Genomic DNA, 24945 nt, shown 5'->3' on the forward strand with positions numbered 1-24945 from the left:
AGAGGAAAGGAAATGCAGATATGAAGAAAATAAATTTGAAAGAAATGATAAGCAGCTACAGGGAACAGAGAAAGCGAAATAAGAAGCTTTTGAAGCATGGAACCTATAGTATGGCGGTAACAGCCGTGGTAATTGCCATTGTTGTGGTTTTGAATCTGGTTGTGCAGGAAATTCCCTCCAAATACAGAGAAATTGATTTGAGCAGCCAGAAGTTATATACCATAGGCGAACAGACGGAAAAGATTTTAAAGAACCTGAAAAAGGATGTAACTTTGTATTACATTGCCCAGGACGGCACAGAAAGCAGTGATATAAAAAATCTGTTGGAAAAATATGAGGAAGGCAGCAAGCACATTACAGTAGAGCAAAAAGACCCGGCTGTATCTCCTAAATTTGCTTCTCAGTATACTTCTGACAATATCAGTAATAACAGTATTATTGTAGTATGCGGAGATAAGAGTAAGGTTGTAGATTACAGTTCTATGTATGAGACATCTATCAATTATCAGACCTATTCACAGGAAGTTACGGGATTTGATGGAGAGGGCCAGCTTACAAGTGCCATTAACTATGTAGTATCCGATAATATGCCGGTTTTATACAATTTGGAAGGCCATGATGAATCCTCTATGAGTGAAACTATGAAAGAAACCATAGAGAAGGCAAATATTGAAATTAAGTCTTTAAATCTGCTTTCAGAAGAAGCTGTCCCGGATGACGCAGAGTGTCTGTTTATCTTTGCTCCGGCAACAGATTTGACGAAAGAAGAGGCAGATAAGATTATTTCTTATTTGGAAAATGGCGGGAAAGCATTGATTGTTTCTAACTATACGGATGAAGATATGCCGAATTTTGAATCCGTATTGGAAAATTACGGTGTTCAGCCTGTAGATGGCATTGTTTTAGAAGGAAATACGGATAATTACGTTTCCCAAAATCCATATTATTTGCTGCCAAATATCGAAAGCGGTGAGATTAATTCTGAACTTTCCTCACAGAGCAGATACGTGCTGGTACCTCTGGCGCAGGGGATTAAAAAGGCCGATAATATAAGAGATACCCTGAATATCAGCAGCATACTGACAACTTCCGACAGTGCTTATTCCAAGACAAATCTGAAAGATATGGATACTATGGAAAAAGAAGACGGAGATATTGATGGTCCATTTGATCTGGCTGTGTCTATTACCGAAAAAGTAGGAGACGATAAGGAAACGCAGATTGCTTATTTTGCTTCCGCTTCCATTTTCAATGACAGTATAAATTCAATGGTTTCAGGAACAAACTATGAACTGCTGTCTGCTTCTCTGGCATGGATGTGCAGCACAGATGACAGCAATCAGATTTCGATTCCAAGTAAATCTTATGACACGACGACACTGACTGTGCCTACAGCAGATATTAACTTCTGGAGCATTTTTGTAACCGGTGTGCTTCCGGTATGTACCCTGTTAATTGGATTTGGTATCTGGATGAAGAGGAGAAAACAGTAATATGAAAAAAAAGAAAAAAGGACTTCTGGCAGCAATTGTTGTTCTGGTTGTTCTTGTAGGCGTATATGCAGTAATGCGTGTGGCCATACCGGATGAAGACCAGTCCACAGACACAGAAGAAAGCAAAGAAACAGCATTCGAGGAAGATGCAGCAGATATTACCAAATTGAAAATACAGTCAGGAGAAAACACATATACGTTTACTCATGAGGACGATACCTGGAAATATGCGGATGATGAAAATTTTCCATTAAGTGAATCACAGTTTTTAAATATTGTGTCTAGCATTACCTCCATTTCTTCCACAAGAGAACTGGAAAAAACGGATAATTTGGCAGATTATGGACTGCAAAACCCGGAAGTGCAGGTGGTTGTGACCGATAAAGATGGAAAAGAAACAGAACTGAAGTTCGGTGATGTCAACGATTCTGTGTCCGGCTGCTATATGAGTAAAAGTGGAAGTGATACCATTTATTTGGTGGATTCTTCAGTAAAATCCGGTCTTCAGTTTAAAATCACAGATTTAGCAGATAAAGAAGAGATTCCGTCTATTACGGCTTCTACAATCAAAAATGTGGAAATTAACAGTAATGGAACGGTGCAGACGTTGGAAACCAATGATGCATCAGAAACGGGTTGGACTTATAAAGACCGTGATGGAAATACTACGGCCGTAGATAGTTCAAAAGTGGGAGAATATATGAATAATTATTCCGGTGTTTCATGGAATGATTTTGTTACTTACCGTACAGATAATCTTTCAGAATATGGACTGGATAATCCGACTACCATTACTGTGAATTATCAGGTGACCGAAACAAAAGAAAGCTCTGATGAAGATACTGATGATGAAAGCAAGAGCAGTTCGGATTCTTCTTCAGATGAAACAGAACAGGTTACTGTAAATAAGCAGGCTGTGTTCTTAATTGGTAAGCAGGATACAGAAGGTAATTATTATGCAAAAATGCAGGACAGCAAATATATATACACACTTTCTGCTGATAAGGTAGAGAGCATGCTCAATATAAATCCAGAAGACTTGGTAAGCAGCCTGGTAGCAGATTATTCTTTTGCTGATTTGGACAAAGTAACATTTGTAAGAAACGGACAGACTTATACTGCTGTCAAGAAAGAAATTGAAGTGGAAAAAGATTCGGATGATAAAGACAGTAGTGATGACAGTACAGAAACAGAAACAAAGTATTACGTCAATGATAAAGAAATTGATAAGACAGCATTTTCTACATTCTTTAGTACAGTGACCTCTATGGAATGGCAGGAACAAAATCAGGGCATTCAGGCAGAAGGGACACCAGATATTACCATCACATTTGAAAAAGAGGGAGGTATCAACAATACAGTAGAGTATTATGCATATGATGCCAACTTCTATTTAGTCAAAGATTCAAAAGGCAATGAAATGATGGTAAATAAAATGAAGGTAAAAGAAATGTTGGATGCCTTTGATTCTATGATAAAAAACTGGGAAAGTGGAGAAACAAAATAAAGAAATACTTTAAAGAGTGTAAGACTTGAAAAAGCAGCCCCAAATGTTTCACGTGAAACATTTGGGGCTGCTCTTATATAGAAAAGAACTAAGTTACAAATAAATTTTCAAGGTTTCTGTAAACTCCTGTGGAGTTTCCAAATGTGGAAGGTGTTTTGCGCGTTTCATTTTGCATGTTTCGATTGCCGGGTTTAATTCTATATAATCGGAGGCAATTTCTTCACCTTCTGGTTCGGTTTCTCCGGTAAGAATTACAATACTCTGGTTAATACATTTCAGTGCATGAATAATGCTATTGTTGGTATACAAACCACAGAGACTGGAAAGAAGATATTTAGCACTTCCTAAATCCTTATGTGCGGTTTCATAGTAAGTGTCAATCAGTTCCGGTGTAGTATGGAAAGGATTGTATAAGTATTTTTCTGTAAAAAGTAATTGCACGTTGCTCTGGCTGGTTTTCATATTATATATCAGGGTGCTGAATACAGGAATTTCCAATAAGAATTTATACAATTTACTTCGTTTACCAGGCGCTTTATTTAAACTTGCTAAAGAAGGTGGATTAATCAAAATCAATTTACCAAACAAGTCTGATTCGCTGTGGCAGGCCAGCAATGCAAAGGAACTGGAATATCCGCAAACGGCAATGTCTGTTTTTTCATGAATTACATTCTTAATGAAGTCACAAATCAATTGTACATATAAATAATTGGTATAAGTGATTTTGGGTTTTTCTGAACGTCCGCAGCCCAGTAAGTCTAAAGCATAGACAGTGTGCTCTTTTGACAATTCATCAATCACCTGGCTCCATTCATAGGCAGAACTGTAAACAGTTAAGTCATGAATTAACAAAAGCGGAGAACCCTGTCCTTTTTTTTGATAATAAATATTACCAAATCGCCAATTATAAAAATTCTTGGCAGAAGATTTCAGTAAATTTTTTAAGACAGCGGTAGCAAAGATGACACGATTGATAACATAAATAATGCCGGTCGCCAAGGTAAAAAGTATACTTATAGTTAATAGTTTATGCTTATTTTCTTTCATGAAACAGTGCACCTCCTGATGAATTTATATGAATATTATAAAGCATTTGGCTCGATTATACAAGAAAAAGTGAGAGAATACAAAATATCACACAAAATGTTTCACGTGAAACATTTAAAAAATATATTTTTAAGAAGTGTATTTAAAAAATACATAAAATTAATGTTTCACGTGAAACATTGGTATGGCAATCAAATGGGAAAGGTGCTATAATAAGTTTTGAAATATTACACATAAAGATACTCATCATAATAAGGGGAAATTTAAGTGGGAAGAATTATTGCAATCGCAAATCAAAAAGGTGGCGTAGGAAAATCAACTACAGCCATCAATCTTTCTGCATGTCTTGCAGAATTAAATCAAAAGGTGCTGCTTATTGATATTGACCCACAGGGGAATACAACAAGCGGTGTAGGTGTTGATAAGGATAATGCAGAAGCAACACTTTATGAGTTATTGGTAGGAGAGTGCGAATTAAAAGACTGTATTGTTGAAAACGTGTACGAAAATCTATCACTAATTCCCTCAAACGTTAATCTTGCCGGCGCAGAAATTGAACTGGTGGGAGTGGAAGGCAGAGAATACCTGCTGAAAAATCAGATTGATACTATTAAGGATAAGTATGATTTTGTTATTATGGATTGTCCCCCATCGTTAAACATTTTAACTATCAATGCTATGACCACGGCAGATTCAGTGCTGGTTCCTATCCAGTGTGAATACTATGCTTTGGAAGGTTTGACACAGTTGATTCATACGATTGAACTGGTTCAGGAAAGGCTAAATTCAGAATTGATTATTGAAGGCGTTGTATTTACCATGTATGATGCAAGAACAAATTTATCTCTTCAAGTTGTAGAAAATGTAAAGAACAACTTAAATCAATCCATTTACAAAACCATTATTCCGAGAAATGTCCGTCTGGCCGAGGCACCCAGTTATGGAATGCCGATTAACCTCTATGATACGAAATCTGTAGGTGCAGAGAGTTACCGGCTTCTGGCTGAAGAGGTCTTAAATAGGGAGGAAGAAGAATGACTGTGAGAAAAGGAGGATTAGGAAGAGGGCTTGACGCTATGATTAGCGAGACAGCAGTTAAGCCCAAGACGGCAGTGACAAAGAAAGCGGCTGTCCGGACAACTAAGGTGACTAAAAAAGACACAGAAGAGAAAGTGAAAGAGGAAGGTTCTGTGCTGATTGTTAAAATGACACAGATAGAGCCCAATCGAAGCCAGCCGCGAAAACAGTTCGACGAAGACGCACTTTTAGAATTATCAGAATCCATTAAACAGTTCGGTGTGCTGCAGCCTCTTTTGGTTCAAAAAAAAGGCGATTATTATGAGATTATTGCAGGAGAGAGAAGGTGGAGAGCCTCCAAACTGGCAGGACTCAAAGAGGTTCCGGTGATTGTCAAGGATTTTTCAGAGCAGGAAACTGTGGAAATTTCATTGATTGAAAATATTCAAAGGGAAAATCTGAATCCGATTGAAGAAGCGGCTGCCTATAAGAGACTTATGGAGGAGTTTCATCTGAAACAGGATGTAATTGCAGAACGGGTGTCCAAAAGCAGAACTGCAGTCACCAATTCCATGCGTCTTTTGAAGCTGGATGAGAGAGTACAGCAAATGCTGGTGGACGAAATGCTGACCACAGGACATGCCAGAGCGTTGCTTGCCATAGAAAATAAGGATGAACAGCATGCAGCGGCTGTAAAGGTCTTTGATGAAAAGTTGAACGTAAGAGAAACGGAAAAACTGGTAAAGCTTTTGTTGAATCCGGCAGAGCCAAAGCCGGAAAAAGAGAAAAATTTTGCAGAAGATTTGGTTTACGAACAACTGGAAGAAAAAATTAAAGGGATTATAGGTTCAAAGGTAGCCATTCGCAGAAAAAATCGCGACAAAGGAAAAATAGAAATCGAATATTATTCACAGGAAGAATTGGAACGAATAGTAGAACTTTTGGAAACTGTAAAGTAAAAGGAGCGGTAAAATACATATGGAGAAATTCGTAAGCAGTCTTCAGTCCTACTCCGGTATTTTGTTACTTATGCTTTTAATAGTTGTGGTTATACTATTAGTATGCGTGTTTAATTTATCATTAGGGCTTAACAGACTGAGCAGAAAATACGCTATCTTTATGAAAGGTAAAGATGCACAGTCTCTGGAAAAATTGTTTAAGAGAAAATTTGAATTAATTGAAAAACTCACAGTGAATTCAGAGATAAATGCAGAAAATATTGCAAAGCTGGAAAAAATGCAGAATATGATTCTGGACAAGTATGGAATTGTAAAATACGATGCATTTGAAGATATGGGCGGGAAGCTGAGCTTTGTATTGGCTATGTTGGATAACAATAATACCGGATTTTTATTGAATGCCATTCACAGCCGGGAAAATTGTTTCCTCTATATTAAAGAAATTGTAAACGGGGAATCTTATGTAGCACTCAGTGATGAGGAAATTCAGGCGTTAAAGAAAGCTGTAAACTTTGGTATCGAAGAAAATGAGTTCGATATATAAGTGAAAACTGAAAAGGAGATTAAAAATGTTAGATATTAGATTTTTGAGAGAAAATCCAGAAGTGGTAAAACAAAACATCAGAAATAAATTCCAGGACAGCAAACTTCCATTAGTAGATGAAGTTATGGAACTGGATAAGAGAAATCGAGAGATTAAACAGGAAGTAGAGGCATTAAGAGCAGAGAGAAACAAGATTTCCAAAATGATTGGCGGTCTGATGAAGGAAGGCAAGAGAGAAGAGGCAGAAGAGGCTAAGAAACAGGTAACTGCTAATGCAGAAACCGTAGAAAAACTGTCAGCAGAAGAAAAAGAAGTAGAAGAAAAAATCAAAACGATTATGATGACAATTCCAAATATCATTGATCCGTCTGTACCAATCGGAAAAGACGACAGTGAAAATGTGGAGGTGCAGAAATATGGCGAGCCGGTTGTGCCGGATTACGAAATTCCGTATCATGCAGATATTATGGAAAGTTTTAACGGCATCGACCTGGACAGCGCAAGAAAAGTAGCGGGAAATGGCTTCTATTATCTGATGGGAGACATTGCGAGACTTCATTCCGCAGTGATTTCCTATGCGAGAGACTTTATGATTGACCGTGGATTTACTTACTGTATTCCTCCGTACATGATTCGCAGTGATGTGGTTACAGGCGTTATGAGTTTTGCAGAAATGGACGCCATGATGTATAAAATTGAAGGGGAAGATCTGTATCTTATTGGAACCAGTGAACATTCTATGATTGGTAAATTTATTGATACCATTATTCAGGAAGAGGAGCTTCCGAAAACTCTGACCAGCTATTCTCCATGTTTCCGTAAGGAAAAAGGCGCACATGGCCTGGAAGAGAGAGGTGTGTACAGAATCCACCAGTTTGAGAAACAGGAAATGATAGTAGTATGTAAACCGGAAGAAAGCCCAATGTGGTTTGATAAATTATGGCAGAATACCGTGGATTTATTCCGTTCTTTAGATGTTCCGGTAAGAACTCTGGAATGTTGTTCTGGAGATTTGGCTGATCTGAAAGTGAAATCTGTAGACGTAGAGGCATGGTCTCCAAGACAGAAAAAATATTTTGAGGTGGGAAGCTGCTCGAATCTGGGAGATGCTCAGGCCAGAAGACTGAAAATCCGTGTCAATGGCAAAGGTGAGAAATACCTGGCACATACACTGAATAATACAGTAGTTGCGCCACCGAGAATGTTAATCGCTTTCCTGGAAAATAACCTGCAGGCAGATGGCTCTGTGAGAATTCCGGAAGCATTGAGACCATATATGGGCGGTAAAGAAGTCATTACACCAAACAAATAGATGGAGGTGCAGATTGCACAGTTATTTAAAAGCAATTGGTTTTTCTGATATTACGGATAAGAAAAAGCTGGACCAGATTCTGAAAGAAGTCATTCATACTTATGACGAGAAAATTGTCGTTGAGGATGGAAAACATCATTTGTTTGCAGAATTGTCCAAAATGTTCGGCTGTGATTTTGGGATTACAGTGTGTGGGGAATACGATGAAAATAATGAATTCCAAATGGAATATTATTTTCCGTATTTTCGAGGCACAGGCATTACCCTGCGTGAGCAGGTGAGCATTGAAAAGCATGCAGGGAAAGAATCCTTTGCCGGCGCATGTGATGATATGCGGATAGGTGTTACCATTATCTTCTATCTGCAAAATGCAGGAGAGTATCTGACCCAGCGGGGAAGAGGAAATTTTGCTTCCGGGGGGATGTACAACGTGACGCTGTCCGGTCTGGCGAAGAAGGGAACCATTCTGCTTCCGGTGTGGAAACAGGAGGGACAGGAATCTCAGAGCCGGATAGATGCAGCCAACCGGGGACGCCTTATTGCAGCGGCCAAAAACGGAGACGAGGAGGCCATGGAAAGTCTTACAATAGAAGATATGGATACTTATGCCATGATTTCCGGAAGAATCGAAAATGAGGACATTTACAGCATTGTAGATACATATTTTATGCCCTATGGAATGGAATGTGATTTGTACAGTGTTATGGGGGAAATCCTGGAATGTTCCAAAATGCGTAATCAAAGGACAGAAGAAACCGTTTGGGAACTGCGGATTGCCTGCAATGATGTGGAACTGGATATCTGCATCAATGAAAATGATTTGATGGGGATTCCTGAAGTGGGAAGACGATTCAAGGGCATTGTGTGGCTGCAGGGATATGTGGAATTTGATATGATGTAGGAGAGAAAGGGAGTGCAGACAGGTGAAGTGCTGTGCTTCCTTTTTGCTATGGAATAAAAAACGGGAGCACAGCAGCACGCAGAAGGATATGTAAAACAGTAGAAAAAATTCCTTGAAAAAGGAGGGAAAGTATAGTATCATAGATTAGTAAAGGAAGACAGAAATCAATACTATGTTCTCTTAGTTAAATGGATATAACAAGTGCCTCCTAAGCACTAGTTGTGAGTTCGATTCTCGCAGGGAACGTTTTGATATACTAAAGTGGAATGGATAGCAATGAATGCTTATTCATCTCCACTTTTTTGTTTCTGGAAATTATAGAAGAGGGCTTTTGGTCTATGGAAGTGATAATCCGGATGCAAATGTTCATGCGCTGTAAAGTAATAAAATAATTTAAAGAACAGACGCCCAACTATTCCGAATATTGCATTCATTGAGTTATTGAAAAATTTGCAGCATGATATTGTCATGAAGGTGATAGATAGGTAGTTGCGAAACGAGTACGTAATCTTGATTCCAATAAGGCAAAAATCTGGCATAGCCTGTCTTTCAGGAGGTGTATGTAAAAAACAGAATTTCAGGACATGAAAACAAAACAGATAGGGCTATCTGCTGATAAATGAGTATGAATCGCAGGTATTTACGCAATCAAAGGCCTTAAGCTGCGGATATATTGATGCTTGTACAGTTTGTCAGCGACCATTACAGTAATGAGCTGGGTAATTCCGGCGAGAAGCAGGTCGGCATGAAGCGTTTTCTCATTCTGCGTTTTACGCCCGGCAACACAAAAACTGTTTTTGAAATGGTTAATCGATTTCTCAACATTTACTCTGACTTTATAGGTGGAATCCCATTTATCTGTACCGCGGACTGTACCAGGATAGGCACGAAGATTCTGTTCCGGATAAATGTAAATCATTCTTCCACAGGAAGAAGTGGTACATGGATGATCACAGTGGCATATGCGTTTCGATTTCTTTGTGGCGCTGTCCCATTTCCATTTCATTTTGGGGCATACGAATTTTATGGTCGGAAGGCCACAGCGCAAATGGGATTTGCTTCCTTCACGCTTCAATAACTTCTCGGAATCTCAATGAATGAGATTCTAACTGGAAATTGACAACTAAATATCGTACAGGAAAAGAAATTTGAGAAAAATGGACATAAATATTGGACATAGTGGGAACTATGCCTTGAAAAATTTTATGGTGTCGTTTAAGATATCATTATTAGGCGGCGAATCCTAATAATGATTTTTGAAATGCCTCGACTGATGGCATTTCCCAGGCATCAAGATGTTGGAGCATCATGATGCCGTAGAGGCGGCAGTACCACATCTTCGTAGAGCGGTGCCTGCCGTCTTCTAATTTATAGTCCTCTTTCTCACGCTTGTTGGAGCGTTCCACGGAAGTCCTTCCGTCATATTCCCTTTTCCATGCTGTACTGTCTCTTGGAGCCAGACTACTTCCAAGGACAGTATAAAGAACGTTTGCAAGGATGATAAATGGATAAAGTATAAATAAAGCATAAGATAATTCCAGGCGGGGAGAAAGAGGGCGAAAACAAAATACAGACAATGAAATAATCTGCGGATTGTTCAGAAATAGAAAGAATAGAATTTAAAGAAACGCATAAAAAATACGGAAACAGAGAAAAATATTGAAGAAATCAATGCTTTGTGGTATCGTTATAGTCATAGCATATAGTGTGGAATGATGGTTGTAAGGAGAAGAATAAAGATGAGAAGACTGATTGTTCGTTTGTCATCATTACAATTGACAAGTATTAAAAATGTAAAAAAAGGCACTATATATATGCCGAATACTGTAAACAAAATTTTATCAGCGGATAAAGCAGAAATACTGGGAATTTACGGACAAAATGGTTCGGGAAAAACAGCGGTTGTTGATGCATTGTATTTTTTACAAAAAGTAATGATAGGAGCCGATCTTGATCAGTCATTAGAAGATTACATGGACATGGATTCCGATACTGCTGAAATTTTTGCAGATTTCAATATTTTTATGGATAGTATCGTGTTTGAAATAGGATACAGATTAAGTCTTAGCAGAAAAGAAAAAGAGGTCGTTATCAGTCGGGAAACATTGAGTGCTGCAAAGAATGAAAATGGAATCAGAACAAATAAGACTGTATTTATGGATTACCAAAGAGATCAAACGAATGTTATTTTTAAACCACAGAAAAGACTAGATGAAGTTCTGGAAGAAAATAAAGAAATAAAAACAGATTTAATTGTAGCGCGTAAGATGGCAGAGAAAAGTAACTGCTCTTATATTTTTGGTGAAAGCAGTCGGGAAATATTCTGCAGAGAATATGAAAATGGATTTCAACAATTTTCAGCTATTATTTCTTCTTTGTTTGAATTTGCTTTGAAAGATTTATTTGTGATTCGCAATACGCATTCAGGAGTGATTTCCGCTAATTTCGTCTTGCCGATGGCATTTCGGATTGAAAATGATAACATGGGAGCAAAAGGGGATTTTACAGTATCTTTGACAGAACCAATTTTAGTGGACGAGGAAAGAAAAAATCTGTTAGAGACAATTGTTGAACAGATTAATATTGTGTTATACACAATCATTCCAGGACTGCAGGTAACGATTAAAAATTATGGGAAACAATCGTTGAATGATGGTGAAGAAGGATGGAAGCTGGAATTAATGTCAAAGCGAGAGGGCATGAAAGAGATTCCAATCAGAATGGAATCAGAGGGAATTATTAAAATCATTTCCATTCTGAATGCACTCATACAGGCTTTTGGAAATCCTTCAATCTGTCTTGTGATTGACGAACTTGATTCCGGAATTTTTGAATATATGTTGGGAGAACTGCTGGACATTTTCAAAAAGAGTGCAAAAGGACAGCTGATTTTTACATCACACAATCTACGTGCACTTGAAATGATTGATAAGGAAAGTATTATGTTTTCCACTACGAATCCGAATAATCGCTATATTCATATGAAGAATGTAAGAGAAAGTAACAATCTTCGCAATATGTATATCAGAAGCATTACATTAGGTGGTCAATCAGAAGAAATTTATGAAGAAACTGATAGTTTAAAAATTGCCAGAGCATTTAGAAAAGCAGGGCGGGGTGTCCGCGATGAATGAGAAAAAAGTAATTGCAGTCATTGTAGAAGGACCGAGTGACGAGGCTGCATTGGGATCCATCTTAAAAGAATATTTTTCGAGTGAAGAGATTCAGTTTGTAGTAGTTCATGGAGATATCACAACAAAGGATTATACATCAACAGATAATATACTTTCCAAGATTAACAATTTAATTGAATCAGTAAAACAAAAATACGGGTACAAGATAGAGGACTTTTTAAAAATCATACACATTGTTGATATGGATGGAGCTTTTTGCAATGATGCGATTGTAGAAAAAGATGTTGAGGGAGTCCACTATTATCTGGATCGTATAGAAACGAAATATCCGGATTATTTAATCCGGAAGCATACTCAAAAAGCAGAAATATTATCAAAATTATATTCTTCCGGGAAAATCAATGGTGTCAGCTATAGAATCTATTTTAATTCTTGTAATTTGGAGCATGTTCTTTTCAATGAATTGAAAGATTTCACAGATGATGAAAAGGCAGATATGGCGGATGATTTTGCAGAAAAGTTTGAAGGTAAGGTAGAGGATTTTATTGCATTTATTTCTCAAGAAGATTTAATTGCTCCGGGTACTTTTAAACAAACCTGGCGATTTATTGAAAAGGAAAAACATTCATTAGAAAGATTTACGAATATGCATTTGATTTTTAAGTGATCTAATGCTGCGAGTTTCTTACGAGTTTTTTGTGAGATAACTCGCAAGAAAACTCGTAAGAAAGTAATACTACCTAGATTATTTGCGGTGTTCCTATTTAGAAGGGAGAATGCTGGCATGATTTATATGATATGAAAAAAAGATAAGTAAGTTAGACTTGAACCATGGGCATATAATCCAATACATTTTTCAAATGATAGTGTGGGGGATAGTCTTTCAGTTGCATTATCTTTTAGTGGAAAAGAAGATGAAAGAATAGAGGAAGCAGTAGAAGAACTAATAGAAAGGGAGTTAGAGAAATAATGGTTACAGGATTTGAAGACCAATATGTAATTATCGGAGGTACAGCATGTGACTTAATTATGGAAAATGAAGAACTTCCGTTTCGTGCCACAAAAGATATAGATATTGTTTTGATTGTTGAATCCATAACAGAGGAATTTAGAAAGCAGTTTTGGAAATCTTTTAAAGCAAAAGCATAACTGGATTTGAAAGAACGTAAATCAAAAGGACAACCTGTTGACAGTAAAATATTAAAAAACATAAACATGATGTGTTTTGACGGGGACAGTTGATTACTGCAGATACAAGGCAAATACTCAGTAAGGAAATTTTAAAATATATAAGGCGCTTCCTTTCACACATGGAAGAGGAAGAAAATCAGGAAGTCTTAAAAACAGATGCTGAAATAGTACTCATATTTAATAGGAAGAAACTCTACGCAACAAAATATGTAAAAAAGTGTTGTAAATTGTATTTTTCTGTTGTAGAAGCAGGAAGTTTATGGTATAGTATAAGCACTAAAAGGCATTAATTCATAGGAAATTGCTTGAAAAATTGTAGACACTGTAATGATTGTAATTGTATGCCGACGCATGTATCGTCGGCATATTTTTATGTGAGGAAACAAATTGTGAAAAATGCCCTCCCTGGTATGTAAAATTTAGGTAAAATTTCCGGGGGGGGGTATTTGTGTATACAAATAATTATAAAGGGGGAAAAATGAAGAAAATAGACATTCACAGTCACATACTTCCCGGTTTTGATGATGGTTCTTCCAGCGAAGCAGAAAGTCTTCGGATGCTGAAAATGGCGGCAAAGCAGGGAGTGGAAGCGGTTATTGCCACACCTCATTATTCTGCAGAATACTGTCATAATAGTCCGGAAACAATTCGCCGTGCATGTGCAGAGCTGGAGGCGAGAGTCAGAGAGAAAATCAATCCTGCGTTTCGTATTTATCCAGGGCAGGAAATTATGTATACACTGGATATACTAGAAAAGCTGGAAAGGGGAGAGATTCTTACCCTGGCGGGAACTTCTTATGTATTAGTAGAATTTATGCCATGGGTACCTTATTCGGATTTGTACAGATGTGTCAGAACCCTGATGACGCAGCATTACCGTCCTGTTATCGCCCATATCGAGCGCTATGGTGCGCTTAGGGAAAAGGGAAGAGTGGAGGAGTTGACAGAAATCGGCGCTTTGATGCAGATGAACTATCGGAGAATCGGTGGAAAATGGTATGAAGAAACAACCAGATGGTGCAGGAAGATGCTGAAAGATGAGAAAATTCACTTTCTGGCAACAGACATGCACAACACAAAAGCACGGAAACCCAGCACACAGGGGGCAGAAGTGTGGATGGCAAAACATTTGGATAGTATATATATGAAAAAGCTTTGTTATAAAAATGCACTGAAGCTTATCAAACAAAATACACAGAGGAGAGAGAACGACAAATATGGAAAATATGCATGACGATGAAATGGAAATTGATTTAAGGGAAATATTTTACGCACTAAAGAAAAGAATTTTCATGATTCTGGCCGTGGGGCTGCTGTGTGGATGTTTAAGCTGTGTGTATACCAAATTTTTTATGACGCCGGTCTATACATCTACGTCAAGCATGCTGGTACTTACCAAAGAGACTACCCTGTCATCCCTTGCGGACTTACAGATGGGCAGCCAGCTTACGAAAGACTATACCGTACTGACCACAAGCAGGGAAGTACTGCAAAAGGTTATTGAGAATCAGGAACTGAACATCAGCTATAAAGCACTGAAATCCTGCATTACTTTGGATAACCCCACAGATACCCGTATTTTGAACGTGTCTGTGACTTATCCTGATGCAGAGAAGGCAAAAGCTATTGTAGATGAACTTGCCAACGTGGCTTCCTCATACATTGGAGATAAGATGGAAGTCATTCCGCCTAAGATTATCGAAGACGGTGAAATTCCTACCGTACAGACAAGCCCCAGCATGAGCCAGAATACCATGCTTGGTCTTCTGGCCGGACTGATTTTAAGCGCAGGTATTGTGGTCGTGATTACGATTATGAATGACAGCATTAAGACAGAAGACGATATTGAAAAATATCTGGGCATTTCCACCTTGGCTGTTGTACCGGACAGAAAAGATTACATTGGAAAAAAGAAAAAAAGTAAAAAGAAGAAGAGCAGCAAAGGAGGGAGAGCATAATGGAAAATAGTGTTATGATGAGGGACCCGAGAAAGTCCAACTACTATTATGAGGAGTCCATAAAAACACTGCGTACCAATATTCAGTTTTCCAGCAAGCAGGTGAAAACCATTCTGCTGACAAGCTGTTATCCCAATGAAGGAAAAAGTGATGTCGCCTTTTCTCTGGCAATGGAAATGGGAAAACTGGGGCAGAAGGTCCTTTTGATAGACGCAGATATCAGAAAGTCTACCTTTATAAATAAGTACCGTGTAAACGAAGCGGTAAACGGATTATCCCAGTACTTAAGCGGTCAGGTGGAATTACAGGACATTATCTACCACACAAACTTTCAGAACATGGATATGATTTTTGCAGGGCCTACGGCTCCCAACCCTTCGGAGCTTCTGGGAGATGCGGACTTTACAGAATTGCTTCGTCAGAAAAGAGATGATTATGCCTACATTTTCATCGATACACCGCCGGCAGCCAGTCTGATTGACGCCACGGTTGTGGCAAAAAACTGTGATGCCGGAATTCTGGTTATAGAGAGTGAAGCCATCAGCTACAAAGCGGCGCAGAAGGTAAAAACGCAGATAGAGCGAAGCGGCTGTCACCTTATCGGTGCGGTTCTGAATAAAGTAGACATGAAAAAGGGAAGATATTACAACTCCTACAAAGGATACTATAAGAAATAACTTGGCAAGGAGTGCAAGAAGTGTTTGATTTTAATAACAAGGAAAAGAAGTGGAACATTATTTTCATGGCGTTCTGTGTGATTCTGGTAGTTCTCCTGGCAGGAATGCTGATATGGAGTAAGAAAACAGAAGCAGCAGAAAGCAAAAGACTGCAGGCCATTGCAGCAGGAAAGAAAGAGGATACCGGAAACAAAGCAGAGGACGGACAGAAGAAGACAGAAAGTACAGAAGCGGAAAATACGGAGACAGAAGAGGCGTCCAAAGAGAACCCGGAAGGCATTGTATGCTGGGGGGATGATTTGATAAATGGAGAGCCGTCTGCAACGTATTCTTATAAGGTAATTTTGCAGCAGCTTCTGCAGGAAAAGGGATACAGCCTTCCGGTACAGGACAAAACGCTGCAGGGCGCAAGTACTTTGTCCATGATGACCATGGCAGGCGTACCGGCAGACCAGGTACAGCAGTATATTACAAAGCATCAGGAAGCAGCAGCAGGTGCAGAGCTTGCCATTACCGAGACGGGAATTCGGGATTTGACACCAGAACAGACCAACCGGACAGATTTGCAGTGTATTCCTGTGATTTGCATGGGATATTACGGAGGCTGGAATCATGATCCTGCAGAACTGGCAGAACAGCAGCAGAAAATTCTGGAGACCTTTCCCGATAAAGAGAAATTTATCATCATTGGGACAATGCCCATGGACGGCAGTGTAGATGCGGCAACTCTTGATGCTGCACTAAAAGCAAAATGGGGAGAACATTATATCAGTGCAGCAGAAGTGACAACTTCACCTTCCTCAACCTATGAAGCTCAGGCAGAAATTGCACAGGCTGTGCTTGATAAGCTGGAAGAGCTGAAATACATACAAAGAGAAGGATAAAAAATGAGCAGAACCGGAAAAAGACGGAAACGACAAGTGAAAAAGTGCCTGACAGCGCTGATTGCCGTGCTTGTTCTGGGAATTATAGGGACAGCGGGGTTTGGAATATGGCGCAAACAACACGCAGTACAGGAAGCGGAAACAGAATATGCAGCAGAGACAGGAGAGGCAAAGACAGCTACTTCAGGTTCTGTTACTTATGAAGGAAAAGAATATAAATACAATGACCATTTGAGTAACTTCCTCTTTATGGGCATTGATTCCAGAGAAAAAGTGGAAACTACCACCGGACAGGCCAATGCCGGACAAGCAGATGCCATTTTTATCATATCCTGGGATCGGGTGGAACACAAAATGAGTGTAGTGTCCATTCCCAGAGATACCATGGCAGAGATAGAAGTCTTTGACCAGAATGGAGACAGTCTGGGAACCACCACAGATCACATCAATCTGGCTTATGCATATGGAGACGGAAAAAATGAAAGCTGTGAGTTGATGAAGCAGGCAGTCTCCAAGCTCCTTTACGGTCTGCCCATACAAGGGTACTGTGCCTTGAACATGGATGGTATTCCTACCTTAATTGAAGGAATCGGCGGTGTGACGGTCACGGTTCCCAATGACAGTCTGGAGGAAAAAAATCCAGAGTGGAAAAAGGGAGCAGAGGCAGAACTCACCCCGGAGAATGCGGAAACCTTTGTCCGTTATCGAAATATTGAAAAAGACCAGAGCGCCATGGAACGTCTGGAGCGTCAGATGGCATTTTTGGAAGCATATGGAAACAAAGCCACAAAGGTTTACAGCAAAACGCCTTCTCTGGTAACAGAACTCTATGAAAAATTAAACGACTACATGGTCACCAATATTGGCACAGACCAGTATGTAAAGATTTTGCAGGATTTTGCCTCCGATGCAGACCGGGAAACCTGGAGTATTCCGGGGGAAGGCGTAAGCGGCGGCGAATTTGATGAATATCATGTCAATGACCAGGAACTTTATAAGCTGATGATACAGCATTTTTACAAAGAAGCAGAATAGGAGGGCATATGAAAAAGAAAAAAATTATTGCCTTTGTATGCCTTGGACTGGGTATTCTCTGCGGGATTGTAGGACTCTATAAATATATGGAAGAGAAAAATGCCGGCAAAGAATACGAAGATATCAAAAAAGAAGTGGTAAAAGAAGAAACACCGGATACGGAAGAAAACACAGAGCAGCAGGAAACGGAAGAAACACAGCCGGAACAGCCGGCTGTAGAAATTCCCATAGATTTTGCAGCCCTGCAGCAGCAGAATCCCGATGTGTATGCCTGGATAAAAGTGCCGGGGACAGCCGTAGACTATCCCATTTTACAGAGCAGCACAGATAACGGATATTATCTCAACCACACTATTGACGGAGAAGAGAAAAAAGAAGGAGCTATTTTTACTGAGAACTATAATACCAAAACCTTTGAAGACCCCAATACGGTTATCTATGGACACGATATGAAAAATGGCTCGATGTTTCAGAGTATTCACCAGTATATGGACAGAAGTTTCTTTGACGCCAACCGGGATATTACCATTTATATGACAGACAGGATACTTCATTATAAAATTTTTGCAGCATATCTGACAGACAACAAGCACCTGCTTATGACGTATAACTTCTGGGATAAAGACACCTATAAGCAGTATTTGGACGGCATTTTCTCCATGCGGGATATGAATGCCTTTATAGATACTTCCACGGAAGTGACAAATGAGGACAAAATCATTACTTTGTCCACCTGCTATGCAGGAATCTCCACTCAGAGATATCTGGTACAAGCTGTACTGGTATCTATAGAAAAATAAAAAGAAAGGAAAGGTGATACCGATGAAAAAAAGACTTTTGGGAACTCTTTTAGCTGCAGCTTTGGTCGTTACTCAGGCAGTCAGTGTATTCGCCGCAGGCAGCAAGACAACACAGGCTACTCCATCAGGAGACTCTGTAGGCAAGTATGAAATGACAGAAGGTACCAAAGAAAACTTTTCAGAAGTGACGTCTCAGGAAGTCCTGGACAAAATCCTGGCTGTTAATGAGGGAACTGCTACACTGGAAAGTATTGCAGAACAGGCAGAAGAGCTGAAAACAGAGTTACAGGGCAAAACGCTTGTAACCAAGTTTTTTGACTTAACACCTGTTGACGGCGGAGTGAAGACAGAAGACGGAAAGTACAAAGTTACTTTTAACGTACCAAATCTGACTGAATCTCTGAAAAATGTGAAAGTAGTTCACTACAGCACAGCACGCAGTGTTTGGGAAGTAATTACACCATCTGATGTAAATTACACAAACAAGCAGATTACTGCAGAGTTCACAGACCTGTCTCCTGTAGCAGTTATTGCTGAAAAAGACGGGACAGCTGCTGACTCAACAACCTCAACCTCAGGTACAGCGCCTAAGACAGGCGTAAGCTCTGACTGGGGTCTCTATGCAGGTGCATCTGTATTGCTTCTGGGAGCAGCCGTTGTTGTTTTGGGAAGAAACAGAAGAAGAGCATAAGGTAATACCTGGGAGCTGTCTGCGGGCAGCTCCTGCACTATCAATAAGGAGGGGCAGCCGTTGTATCGGGAAATTTCAAGCAGTTGGTTTAAACACTGGGATTTTATTTTGCTGGATTTGATTGTCCTGCAGGTTATTTATGTAGTTTCTATTATGTGCAGAAATGGGTTTGTGAATCCCTATGGGCAGGATATTTATCGGCAGGAAGCAATTATTTTGTGCCTTGCTGACATCTGTACTGTATTCTTTACAGAAGAATACAGCGGTATTATGAGAAGAGGATATTTTCAGGAATTTAAGGCAGCATTAAAACATGTTGTGATTGTGTATCTGATGATGATTTCCTACCTGTTTCTGATGAAAAGGGGAGAAGACTTTTCGCGAATTTCATTGGTTATCTTTGTAATTTTTGGTTTTGCAGGATTGTATCTGGAAAGACTCCTCTGGAAAATATATTTATTAAAGCATAAAAAAGTTTTTTATGCAAAAAGAGCTATTTTGATTTTGACTACAAGGGACAGGGCTGAGAGAGTAGTACAGACTGTTCTTAAAAATACATATAACGAACTGGAAGTAAGAGGTGTAATCCTTGCTGATGATGACAGCCTGGTAGGAGCGAATATAGCAGGGGTTCCCGTTGTCTGTAAAGTGACGGAAATACCAGATTATATACAGACCAGATGGGTTGACAGCATGCTTATCAATGTCAGAGAAGGGATGGTTCTTCCCAGAAATCTGGAACTGACCTGTATCACCATGGGACTTACGGTACACAGAAAGCTGGCAAGAGTAGGAGAAAATACCAGAAATCAGCAGTTGGACAGCTTTGGCGGGTATGTAGTGCTGTCTACCAATATTCGTATGGCAACTTCCAGGCAGTTGATTCTGAAGAGGCTTATGGATATCTGCGGCGCGGTAGTAGGGCTTATCTTCACGGCGATTTTGGGTATCTTTATTGCTCCCGCCATCTATATTGCTTCTCCGGGACCTGTGCTTTTCTCTCAGGTGCGTGTGGGAAGAAATGGAAGAAAGTTCAAGATTTACAAATTCCGCAGTATGTATATGGACGCGGAGAAGAGAAAAAAAGAATTGATGGAAAAGAATGAGATGAAAGGCTTTATGTTTAAGATGGATGCAGACCCCAGAATCATTGGCAGCGGACCGGATGGAACAAAGCACGGTCTGGGGTGGTTTATCCGTAAGACCTCCATTGATGAATTTCCACAGTTCTGGAATATTTTAAAAGGTGATATGAGTCTGGTAGGAACCAGACCGCCGACTGTAGACGAATGGGAGCAGTATGAACCGCACCACAGAGGAAGAATGGCAATGAAACCGGGACTTACTGGTATGTGGCAGGTGAGTGGCAGAAGTGATATCACAGACTTTGAGGAAGTTGTAAAGTTGGATATGGATTATATTCAGAAGTGGAATATAGGGATGGATATTAAGATTCTTTTGAAGACGGTAATGGTGGTGTTTAAAGGGTCTGGGTCGAAATAAGGAAAGGAAGGAAAAGAGTTTGAAAATAGCAATGCTGGGACATAAACGGATTCCGTCCAGAGAAGGCGGAATAGAAATTGTAGTAGAGGAATTATGTACCAGAATGGTAGGGCAGGGGCATGATGTTACTTGTTATAATAGAAAAGGACATCATGTCAGTGGAAAAGATTTTGATAATGAAGTTTCTAACACTTATAAGGGAATCAAAATAAAAAATGTTTTTACCATAGATAAGAGAGGAATTGCTGCTATGACAGCTTCTTTAACAGGCGCTATTGCAGCGGCTTTCGGAAAATTTGATGTGGTACACTTTCATGCAGAAGGGCCATGTGCAATGCTGTGGCTGCCAAAGCTTTTTGGAAAATGCTGTATTGCAACCATTCATGGGTTAGACCACCAGCGGGCAAAGTGGGGAAAACTTGCCAGTACCTATATTATGTTGGGAGAAAAATGTGCCGTAAAGTTTGCAGATGAGATTATTGTGTTAAGTGAAGGTGTTCAAAAGTATTTTATGGATACCTATGGACGAAAAACACGGTTTATTCCTAATGGTGTGAACAGACCCGTTTTGAGAAAGGCAGATGTTATAAAAGAAAAATTTGGTCTTGAAAAGGACAGTTATCTTCTTTTTCTGGGGAGATTGGTGCCGGAGAAAGGAATTCGATATCTGATTGAGGCTTTCAAACAGGTACAGACAGATAAAAAATTGGTCATTGCTGGAGGAAGTTCCGATACAGAGGAGTTTGCAGAGGAATTGAAGCAATTAGCGGAGGGTGATGACAGGATTCTTTTCACTGGTTTTGTGCAGGGAGAAGAGTTAGATGAGCTTTATAGTAATACTTATATTTATATATTACCCAGTGATTTGGAAGGAATGCCGCTTAGCTTGCTAGAGGCCATGAGCTATGGAAATTGTTGCCTGGTGTCGGATATAGAAGAGTGTGCTTCTGTGGTGGAAGATAAGGCGATGATTTTCAAAAAATCTGATGTGAAGGATTTGAAAGAAAAGTTGCAAGAAGCCTGCAGTCAGCCTGAAGAAGTAGAAAATTTAAAGGAACAAGCAGCAGATTTTATCTGCAAAAAGTATAATTGGAATGATGTAGTAGAGGAAACATTAGAGTTGTATAGAGGAAAAAGAAAATGATTCGAGTATTACAGTGTGTAAATGATATGCATCGTGCAGGTCTAGAAACGATGTTAATGAATTATTATCGGAATATAAATCGGACAGAAATTCAGTTTGATTTTTTGACACACAGACCATATAAAAGTGATTATGATGATGAAATTGTAAGTCTAGGTGGAAAAGTATATTATGCACCTAGGCTTTATCCGCAGAATTATCCTAAATATTTTAAATGGATGGAACAATTTTTTCAAGAACATCCAGAATATAAAATCCTACATTCTCACATTGACACTATGAGTTATTTGCCATTAAAGGCGGCAAAAAAAGCAGGGGTTCCTGTTCGAATTGCACATAGTCATAATACCTCTATTGATAAGGACTTTAAATATATTTTAAAACAATATTTTCGTTCTAGAATTAATCAGGTAGCAACAGATTTTTGCGCTTGTGGTGAAGAAGCAGGAAAATTTTTATTTGGAAATGTAGATTATACGATTATTCCCAATGCAATTGATATTTCAAAATTTTTATTTAATCCTGATACAAGAAAGAAGAAACGTGAGAAATTAGGTTTAAAAGATGAATATGTGATTGGTCATGTAGGAAGGTTATCTTATCAAAAGAATCATAAATTATTAATTCAGATTTTTCATGAGTTTCTGAATCAACATGATAATTCGCTTTTGTTGTTGATTGGTGTGGGAGAAAAAGAAGAGGAAATTAAGAAGCAGGTAGCAGATTTTGGATTAGAACAAAAGGTAAGATTTTTGGGAAACCGCAAGGATGTGAATGAATTGTATCAGGCAATGGATATTTTTGTAATGCCTTCCTTCTTCGAAGGAGTTCCAGTCGTAGGAATTGAAGCTCAGTTTGCTGATTTGCCGTGCATTTTTTCTAATAAGGTGCCAAAAGAAGTTAAATTTCATTCAAAAACAGAATTTGTTAATTTAGGGGCTCCGTTAAGTCAATGGATAGAAATGATTGAAAAGTATCGGACAAGTAAGAGAATAGAAATATCAAATGAATTAGAACAAAGTCCGTATAATATAAAAACAGCACATGGGATATTGGAAAATTATTATTTAGATTTGAAAGCCAAAGAGGGATTGTGATTATGGCAGGTCATAAAAGTATTAAAAGAATTGTTCATCGTTGTATGGAAGAGATAGATGCAACACGAAGAATTGCAAAGGTTACATCTTTAAAAGAAGGATTAGAAACATTTCGTGCAAAAGTCGATATCCAAATCATGAATCGTAATGGTTACTATGAAAATGAATCTAGAAAAAAACATTTGTTAAGAAAACATGATATCATGCTTCGCTATTATGAAAAAACCTTTGGAGACTTTCTACAAACATATGATTATAATCATAGTGGTCAGGAATTACCAAAATCAGAATATGCAGACTGTATTTGGATTTGTTGGTGGCAAGGGTTAGATAAGGCCCCTGATTTGGTTAAAGTATGTGTGGATTCCATTAAAAGAAATGCAGAAAATCACCGAGTGATTGTTTTGACAGAAGATAATTATAAACAGTATGTAGAAATACCGAAATGGGTGGAAGAAAAGAAAAATAAAGGAATTATAACAAGAACAAACTATTCAGACTTGTTAAGATTATCTCTTTTAGCAAAACATGGGGGAATGTGGATTGATTCCACATTTTTCTGTACAGCACCAGTGTTAAGTGAATATTTTCAACAACCGTTATGGTCTATTAAAAGACCAGATTATTTTCATGCGTCTATAGCTTCTGGCTATTTTGCTGGATATTCGTTATCCTGTAATGAAGAAAATAGATTTGTATTCATGACAATTCGTGATTTCTTCCTTAATTATTGGAGACATAATGATACAATGGTAGATTATTTAATGGTTGACTATATGATTGCATTAGCACAAAAATATGATAAAAGAATTGAAAAGGCATTTCAACAAATTAAGCCAAATAATTCAGAATGCGATGAATTATACAAAATTATGGGACATCCATATGATGAAAATGTATGGAATAAGATGAAAGCAGAGACTGCTTTATTCAAATTAAGTTGGAAGTATCAGTATCCAGTTGAAAAAGATGGAAAATCAACATTTTATGGAATGTTATTGAAAAGAAAGTTATCGTAATTGTTAGATAAGGGAGAAATCAATGAAGCCAAAGGTAAGTGTAATAGTACCGATATACAATGCAGAACTTTATTTGGAAGAATGCATCCAATCAGTATTGCATCAAACATTAAGGGATATTGAATTATTATTAATTGATGACGGTTCAACGGATAACTCACTTAGAATTTGTAAGGAATATAGTAAAAAGGATAATAGAGTTCAGGTATTTTCAAATACAAATGTTGGCCAAGGCTTAGAAAGAAATTTTGGTGTGAAGAGAGCTGTAGGAGAATACATTGCTTTTTTAGATTCAGATGATCAATACAAAGAGGATATGTTAGAGAAGCTTTATCAAAAAGCAGTTGAAACGAATGCCGATATGGTTTCTGGCGGATATGCTGATGTATACAATGGAAATGTTATAGAGAAACATCTACTGGGCAATGAGATATTAGATAGCAATGAAAAAATTAAGACCGCAATGTCAAATTTAATTGCATATGAAAAAAAAGATGGATATGTCGGATGTATTGCCGTATGGGATAGTATTTTTAGAAGAGATTTAATTATAAGTAATGATATTCAATTTCTGTCCGAGCGAGAAGTATATTCAGAAGATTTGTTATACAAATTAACATTTATGTCTTATTCTCAGAAAATTGTTTTTTGTAGTGATATTACATATTTATATCGTGTAAATGATACTTCATTTACTAATAAGATTAGCGAATCTGTGTTGATAAGGATAATTACTTTGTATGATTCTATTAATATAAGATTTGGAAGCACTTTGAAAGAGTATAACTTGAAGCAAAGGATAACAAATCGAACTTTTTTTACTTTGAGGTTCAATATAAAAAAAGCTTCGAAGTTAAGTGATGCTAAGAAATTTTATAGAATGGTTGTGCATAATCAGAGACTGATGGATACTATTAAATCATATCAACCCACTAATTTAAAGAATTTCGCTGTATATTATTTACTTAGATGGAAAATGATTGGAATATTGCAGATATTGTGTAAAAGAAGTTAATTTGTAGGAGTAGAGTG

General features: G+C 38.3%; 24 protein-coding genes, 1 tRNA gene and 1 pseudogene. 23 read left to right on the top strand and 3 right to left on the bottom strand.

Features of this window, described 5'->3' with window-relative positions; all coding sequences use genetic code 11:
- Positions 1 to 20: 20 nt before the first annotated feature.
- Both G5A70_RS11755 and G5A70_RS11760 read left to right on the top strand, forming a co-directional pair.
- Positions 21 to 1493, top strand: a complete 1473-nt coding sequence (locus tag G5A70_RS11755) for a GldG family protein (RefSeq protein WP_173749829.1) — start codon at positions 21 to 23, stop codon at positions 1491 to 1493.
- Position 1494: 1 nt separating this feature from the next.
- On the top strand, positions 1495 to 3000 hold the full coding sequence (locus G5A70_RS11760; RefSeq protein ID WP_173749830.1) for a DUF4340 domain-containing protein: 1506 nt from the start codon (positions 1495 to 1497) through the stop codon (positions 2998 to 3000).
- 93 nt (positions 3001 to 3093) lie between these two features.
- On the opposite strand, the gene G5A70_RS11765 is transcribed toward G5A70_RS11760, so the two are convergent.
- Positions 3094 to 4047, bottom strand: coding sequence for an alpha/beta fold hydrolase (locus tag G5A70_RS11765; protein ID WP_173749831.1), 954 nt, complete (start codon positions 4045 to 4047; stop codon positions 3094 to 3096).
- Between the two features lie 267 nt (positions 4048 to 4314).
- On the opposite strand from G5A70_RS11765, the gene G5A70_RS11770 reads away from it, so the two are divergent.
- From G5A70_RS11770 to G5A70_RS11795, 6 genes are all read left to right on the top strand, one after another.
- Entirely contained in the window at positions 4315 to 5085 is a 771-nt protein-coding gene (locus tag G5A70_RS11770) for a ParA family protein (protein WP_173749832.1), read from the top strand.
- Complete coding sequence (locus G5A70_RS11775; protein WP_173749833.1) at positions 5082 to 6023, top strand: ParB/RepB/Spo0J family partition protein; 942 nt, start codon at positions 5082 to 5084, stop codon at positions 6021 to 6023. Before G5A70_RS11770 ends, G5A70_RS11775 begins: the two co-directional genes overlap by 4 nt.
- A 19-nt stretch (positions 6024 to 6042) precedes the next feature.
- On the top strand, positions 6043 to 6567 hold the full coding sequence (locus G5A70_RS11780) for a DUF4446 family protein (protein WP_173749834.1): 525 nt from the start codon (positions 6043 to 6045) through the stop codon (positions 6565 to 6567).
- 25 nt (positions 6568 to 6592) lie between these two features.
- Positions 6593 to 7879 (top strand): serine--tRNA ligase, encoded by a 1287-nt coding sequence (gene serS / locus G5A70_RS11785; protein ID WP_173749835.1) that lies wholly within the window; start codon positions 6593 to 6595, stop codon positions 7877 to 7879.
- Between the two features lie 13 nt (positions 7880 to 7892).
- On the top strand, positions 7893 to 8780 hold the full coding sequence (locus G5A70_RS11790; protein ID WP_173749836.1) for a DUF3881 family protein: 888 nt from the start codon (positions 7893 to 7895) through the stop codon (positions 8778 to 8780).
- Positions 8781 to 8954: 174 nt separating this feature from the next.
- Positions 8955 to 9026: transfer RNA gene (locus tag G5A70_RS11795), tRNA-Arg, on the top strand.
- Positions 9027 to 9482: 456 nt separating this feature from the next.
- Here G5A70_RS11795 and G5A70_RS11800 read toward each other — a convergent pair.
- Both G5A70_RS11800 and G5A70_RS11805 read right to left on the bottom strand, forming a co-directional pair.
- Positions 9483 to 9855: pseudogene (locus G5A70_RS11800) on the bottom strand (hypothetical protein); the annotation flags it as partial.
- A gap of 154 nt (positions 9856 to 10009) precedes the next feature.
- On the bottom strand, positions 10010 to 10186 hold the full coding sequence (locus tag G5A70_RS11805; protein WP_226853686.1) for a hypothetical protein: 177 nt from the start codon (positions 10184 to 10186) through the stop codon (positions 10010 to 10012).
- 333 nt (positions 10187 to 10519) lie between these two features.
- On the opposite strand from G5A70_RS11805, the gene G5A70_RS11810 reads away from it, so the two are divergent.
- From G5A70_RS11810 to G5A70_RS11880, 15 genes are all read left to right on the top strand, one after another.
- Positions 10520 to 11914, top strand: coding sequence for an AAA family ATPase (locus G5A70_RS11810; protein WP_173749837.1), 1395 nt, complete (start codon positions 10520 to 10522; stop codon positions 11912 to 11914).
- Entirely contained in the window at positions 11907 to 12581 is a 675-nt protein-coding gene (locus tag G5A70_RS11815; protein ID WP_180211147.1) for a hypothetical protein, read from the top strand. The genes G5A70_RS11810 and G5A70_RS11815 overlap by 8 nt, the downstream gene beginning before the upstream one ends.
- 302 nt (positions 12582 to 12883) lie before the next feature.
- Positions 12884 to 13063: a hypothetical protein gene (locus tag G5A70_RS15615; protein WP_202031327.1), complete on the top strand. Its 180-nt coding sequence runs from the start codon at positions 12884 to 12886 to the stop codon at positions 13061 to 13063.
- Positions 13064 to 13583: 520 nt separating this feature from the next.
- On the top strand, positions 13584 to 14339 hold the full coding sequence (locus G5A70_RS11825) for a CpsB/CapC family capsule biosynthesis tyrosine phosphatase (protein WP_173749839.1): 756 nt from the start codon (positions 13584 to 13586) through the stop codon (positions 14337 to 14339).
- Entirely contained in the window at positions 14323 to 15063 is a 741-nt protein-coding gene (locus G5A70_RS11830) for a YveK family protein (protein ID WP_173749840.1), read from the top strand. Before G5A70_RS11825 ends, G5A70_RS11830 begins: the two co-directional genes overlap by 17 nt.
- On the top strand, positions 15063 to 15740 hold the full coding sequence (locus tag G5A70_RS11835) for a CpsD/CapB family tyrosine-protein kinase (RefSeq protein ID WP_173749841.1): 678 nt from the start codon (positions 15063 to 15065) through the stop codon (positions 15738 to 15740). Before G5A70_RS11830 ends, G5A70_RS11835 begins: the two co-directional genes overlap by 1 nt.
- Before the next feature lie 20 nt (positions 15741 to 15760).
- Entirely contained in the window at positions 15761 to 16624 is an 864-nt protein-coding gene (locus G5A70_RS11840) for a hypothetical protein (protein WP_173749842.1), read from the top strand.
- Positions 16625 to 16627: 3 nt separating this feature from the next.
- Entirely contained in the window at positions 16628 to 17659 is a 1032-nt protein-coding gene (locus G5A70_RS11845; protein ID WP_173749843.1) for an LCP family protein, read from the top strand.
- 8 nt (positions 17660 to 17667) lie between these two features.
- Positions 17668 to 18459: a class B sortase gene (srtB, locus tag G5A70_RS11850; RefSeq protein WP_173749844.1), complete on the top strand. Its 792-nt coding sequence runs from the start codon at positions 17668 to 17670 to the stop codon at positions 18457 to 18459.
- 22 nt (positions 18460 to 18481) lie between these two features.
- Complete coding sequence (locus G5A70_RS11855) at positions 18482 to 19150, top strand: LPXTG cell wall anchor domain-containing protein (RefSeq protein ID WP_173749845.1); 669 nt, start codon at positions 18482 to 18484, stop codon at positions 19148 to 19150.
- A 60-nt stretch (positions 19151 to 19210) separates the two neighbouring features.
- Positions 19211 to 20653: a sugar transferase gene (locus tag G5A70_RS11860; RefSeq protein ID WP_173749846.1), complete on the top strand. Its 1443-nt coding sequence runs from the start codon at positions 19211 to 19213 to the stop codon at positions 20651 to 20653.
- 31 nt (positions 20654 to 20684) lie between these two features.
- Complete coding sequence (locus G5A70_RS11865) at positions 20685 to 21797, top strand: glycosyltransferase family 4 protein (protein ID WP_173749856.1); 1113 nt, start codon at positions 20685 to 20687, stop codon at positions 21795 to 21797.
- Positions 21794 to 22894 carry a glycosyltransferase family 1 protein gene (locus G5A70_RS11870; RefSeq protein WP_173749847.1) on the top strand — a complete coding sequence of 367 codons (1101 nt, stop codon included), beginning with the start codon at positions 21794 to 21796 and terminating at the stop codon, positions 22892 to 22894. Before G5A70_RS11865 ends, G5A70_RS11870 begins: the two co-directional genes overlap by 4 nt.
- Before the next feature lie 2 nt (positions 22895 to 22896).
- On the top strand, positions 22897 to 23913 hold the full coding sequence (locus G5A70_RS11875; protein ID WP_173749848.1) for a capsular polysaccharide synthesis protein: 1017 nt from the start codon (positions 22897 to 22899) through the stop codon (positions 23911 to 23913).
- 22 nt (positions 23914 to 23935) lie between these two features.
- The gene (locus tag G5A70_RS11880) at positions 23936 to 24928 is read left to right on the top strand and encodes a glycosyltransferase family 2 protein (protein ID WP_173749849.1); all 993 of its coding nucleotides are present in this window, start codon (positions 23936 to 23938) and stop codon (positions 24926 to 24928) included.
- Positions 24929 to 24945 lie beyond the last annotated feature (17 nt).

Origin of the sequence: Blautia hansenii (genome assembly GCF_013304445.1) — a bacterium.
Classification (GTDB): domain Bacteria; phylum Bacillota; class Clostridia; order Lachnospirales; family Lachnospiraceae; genus Blautia.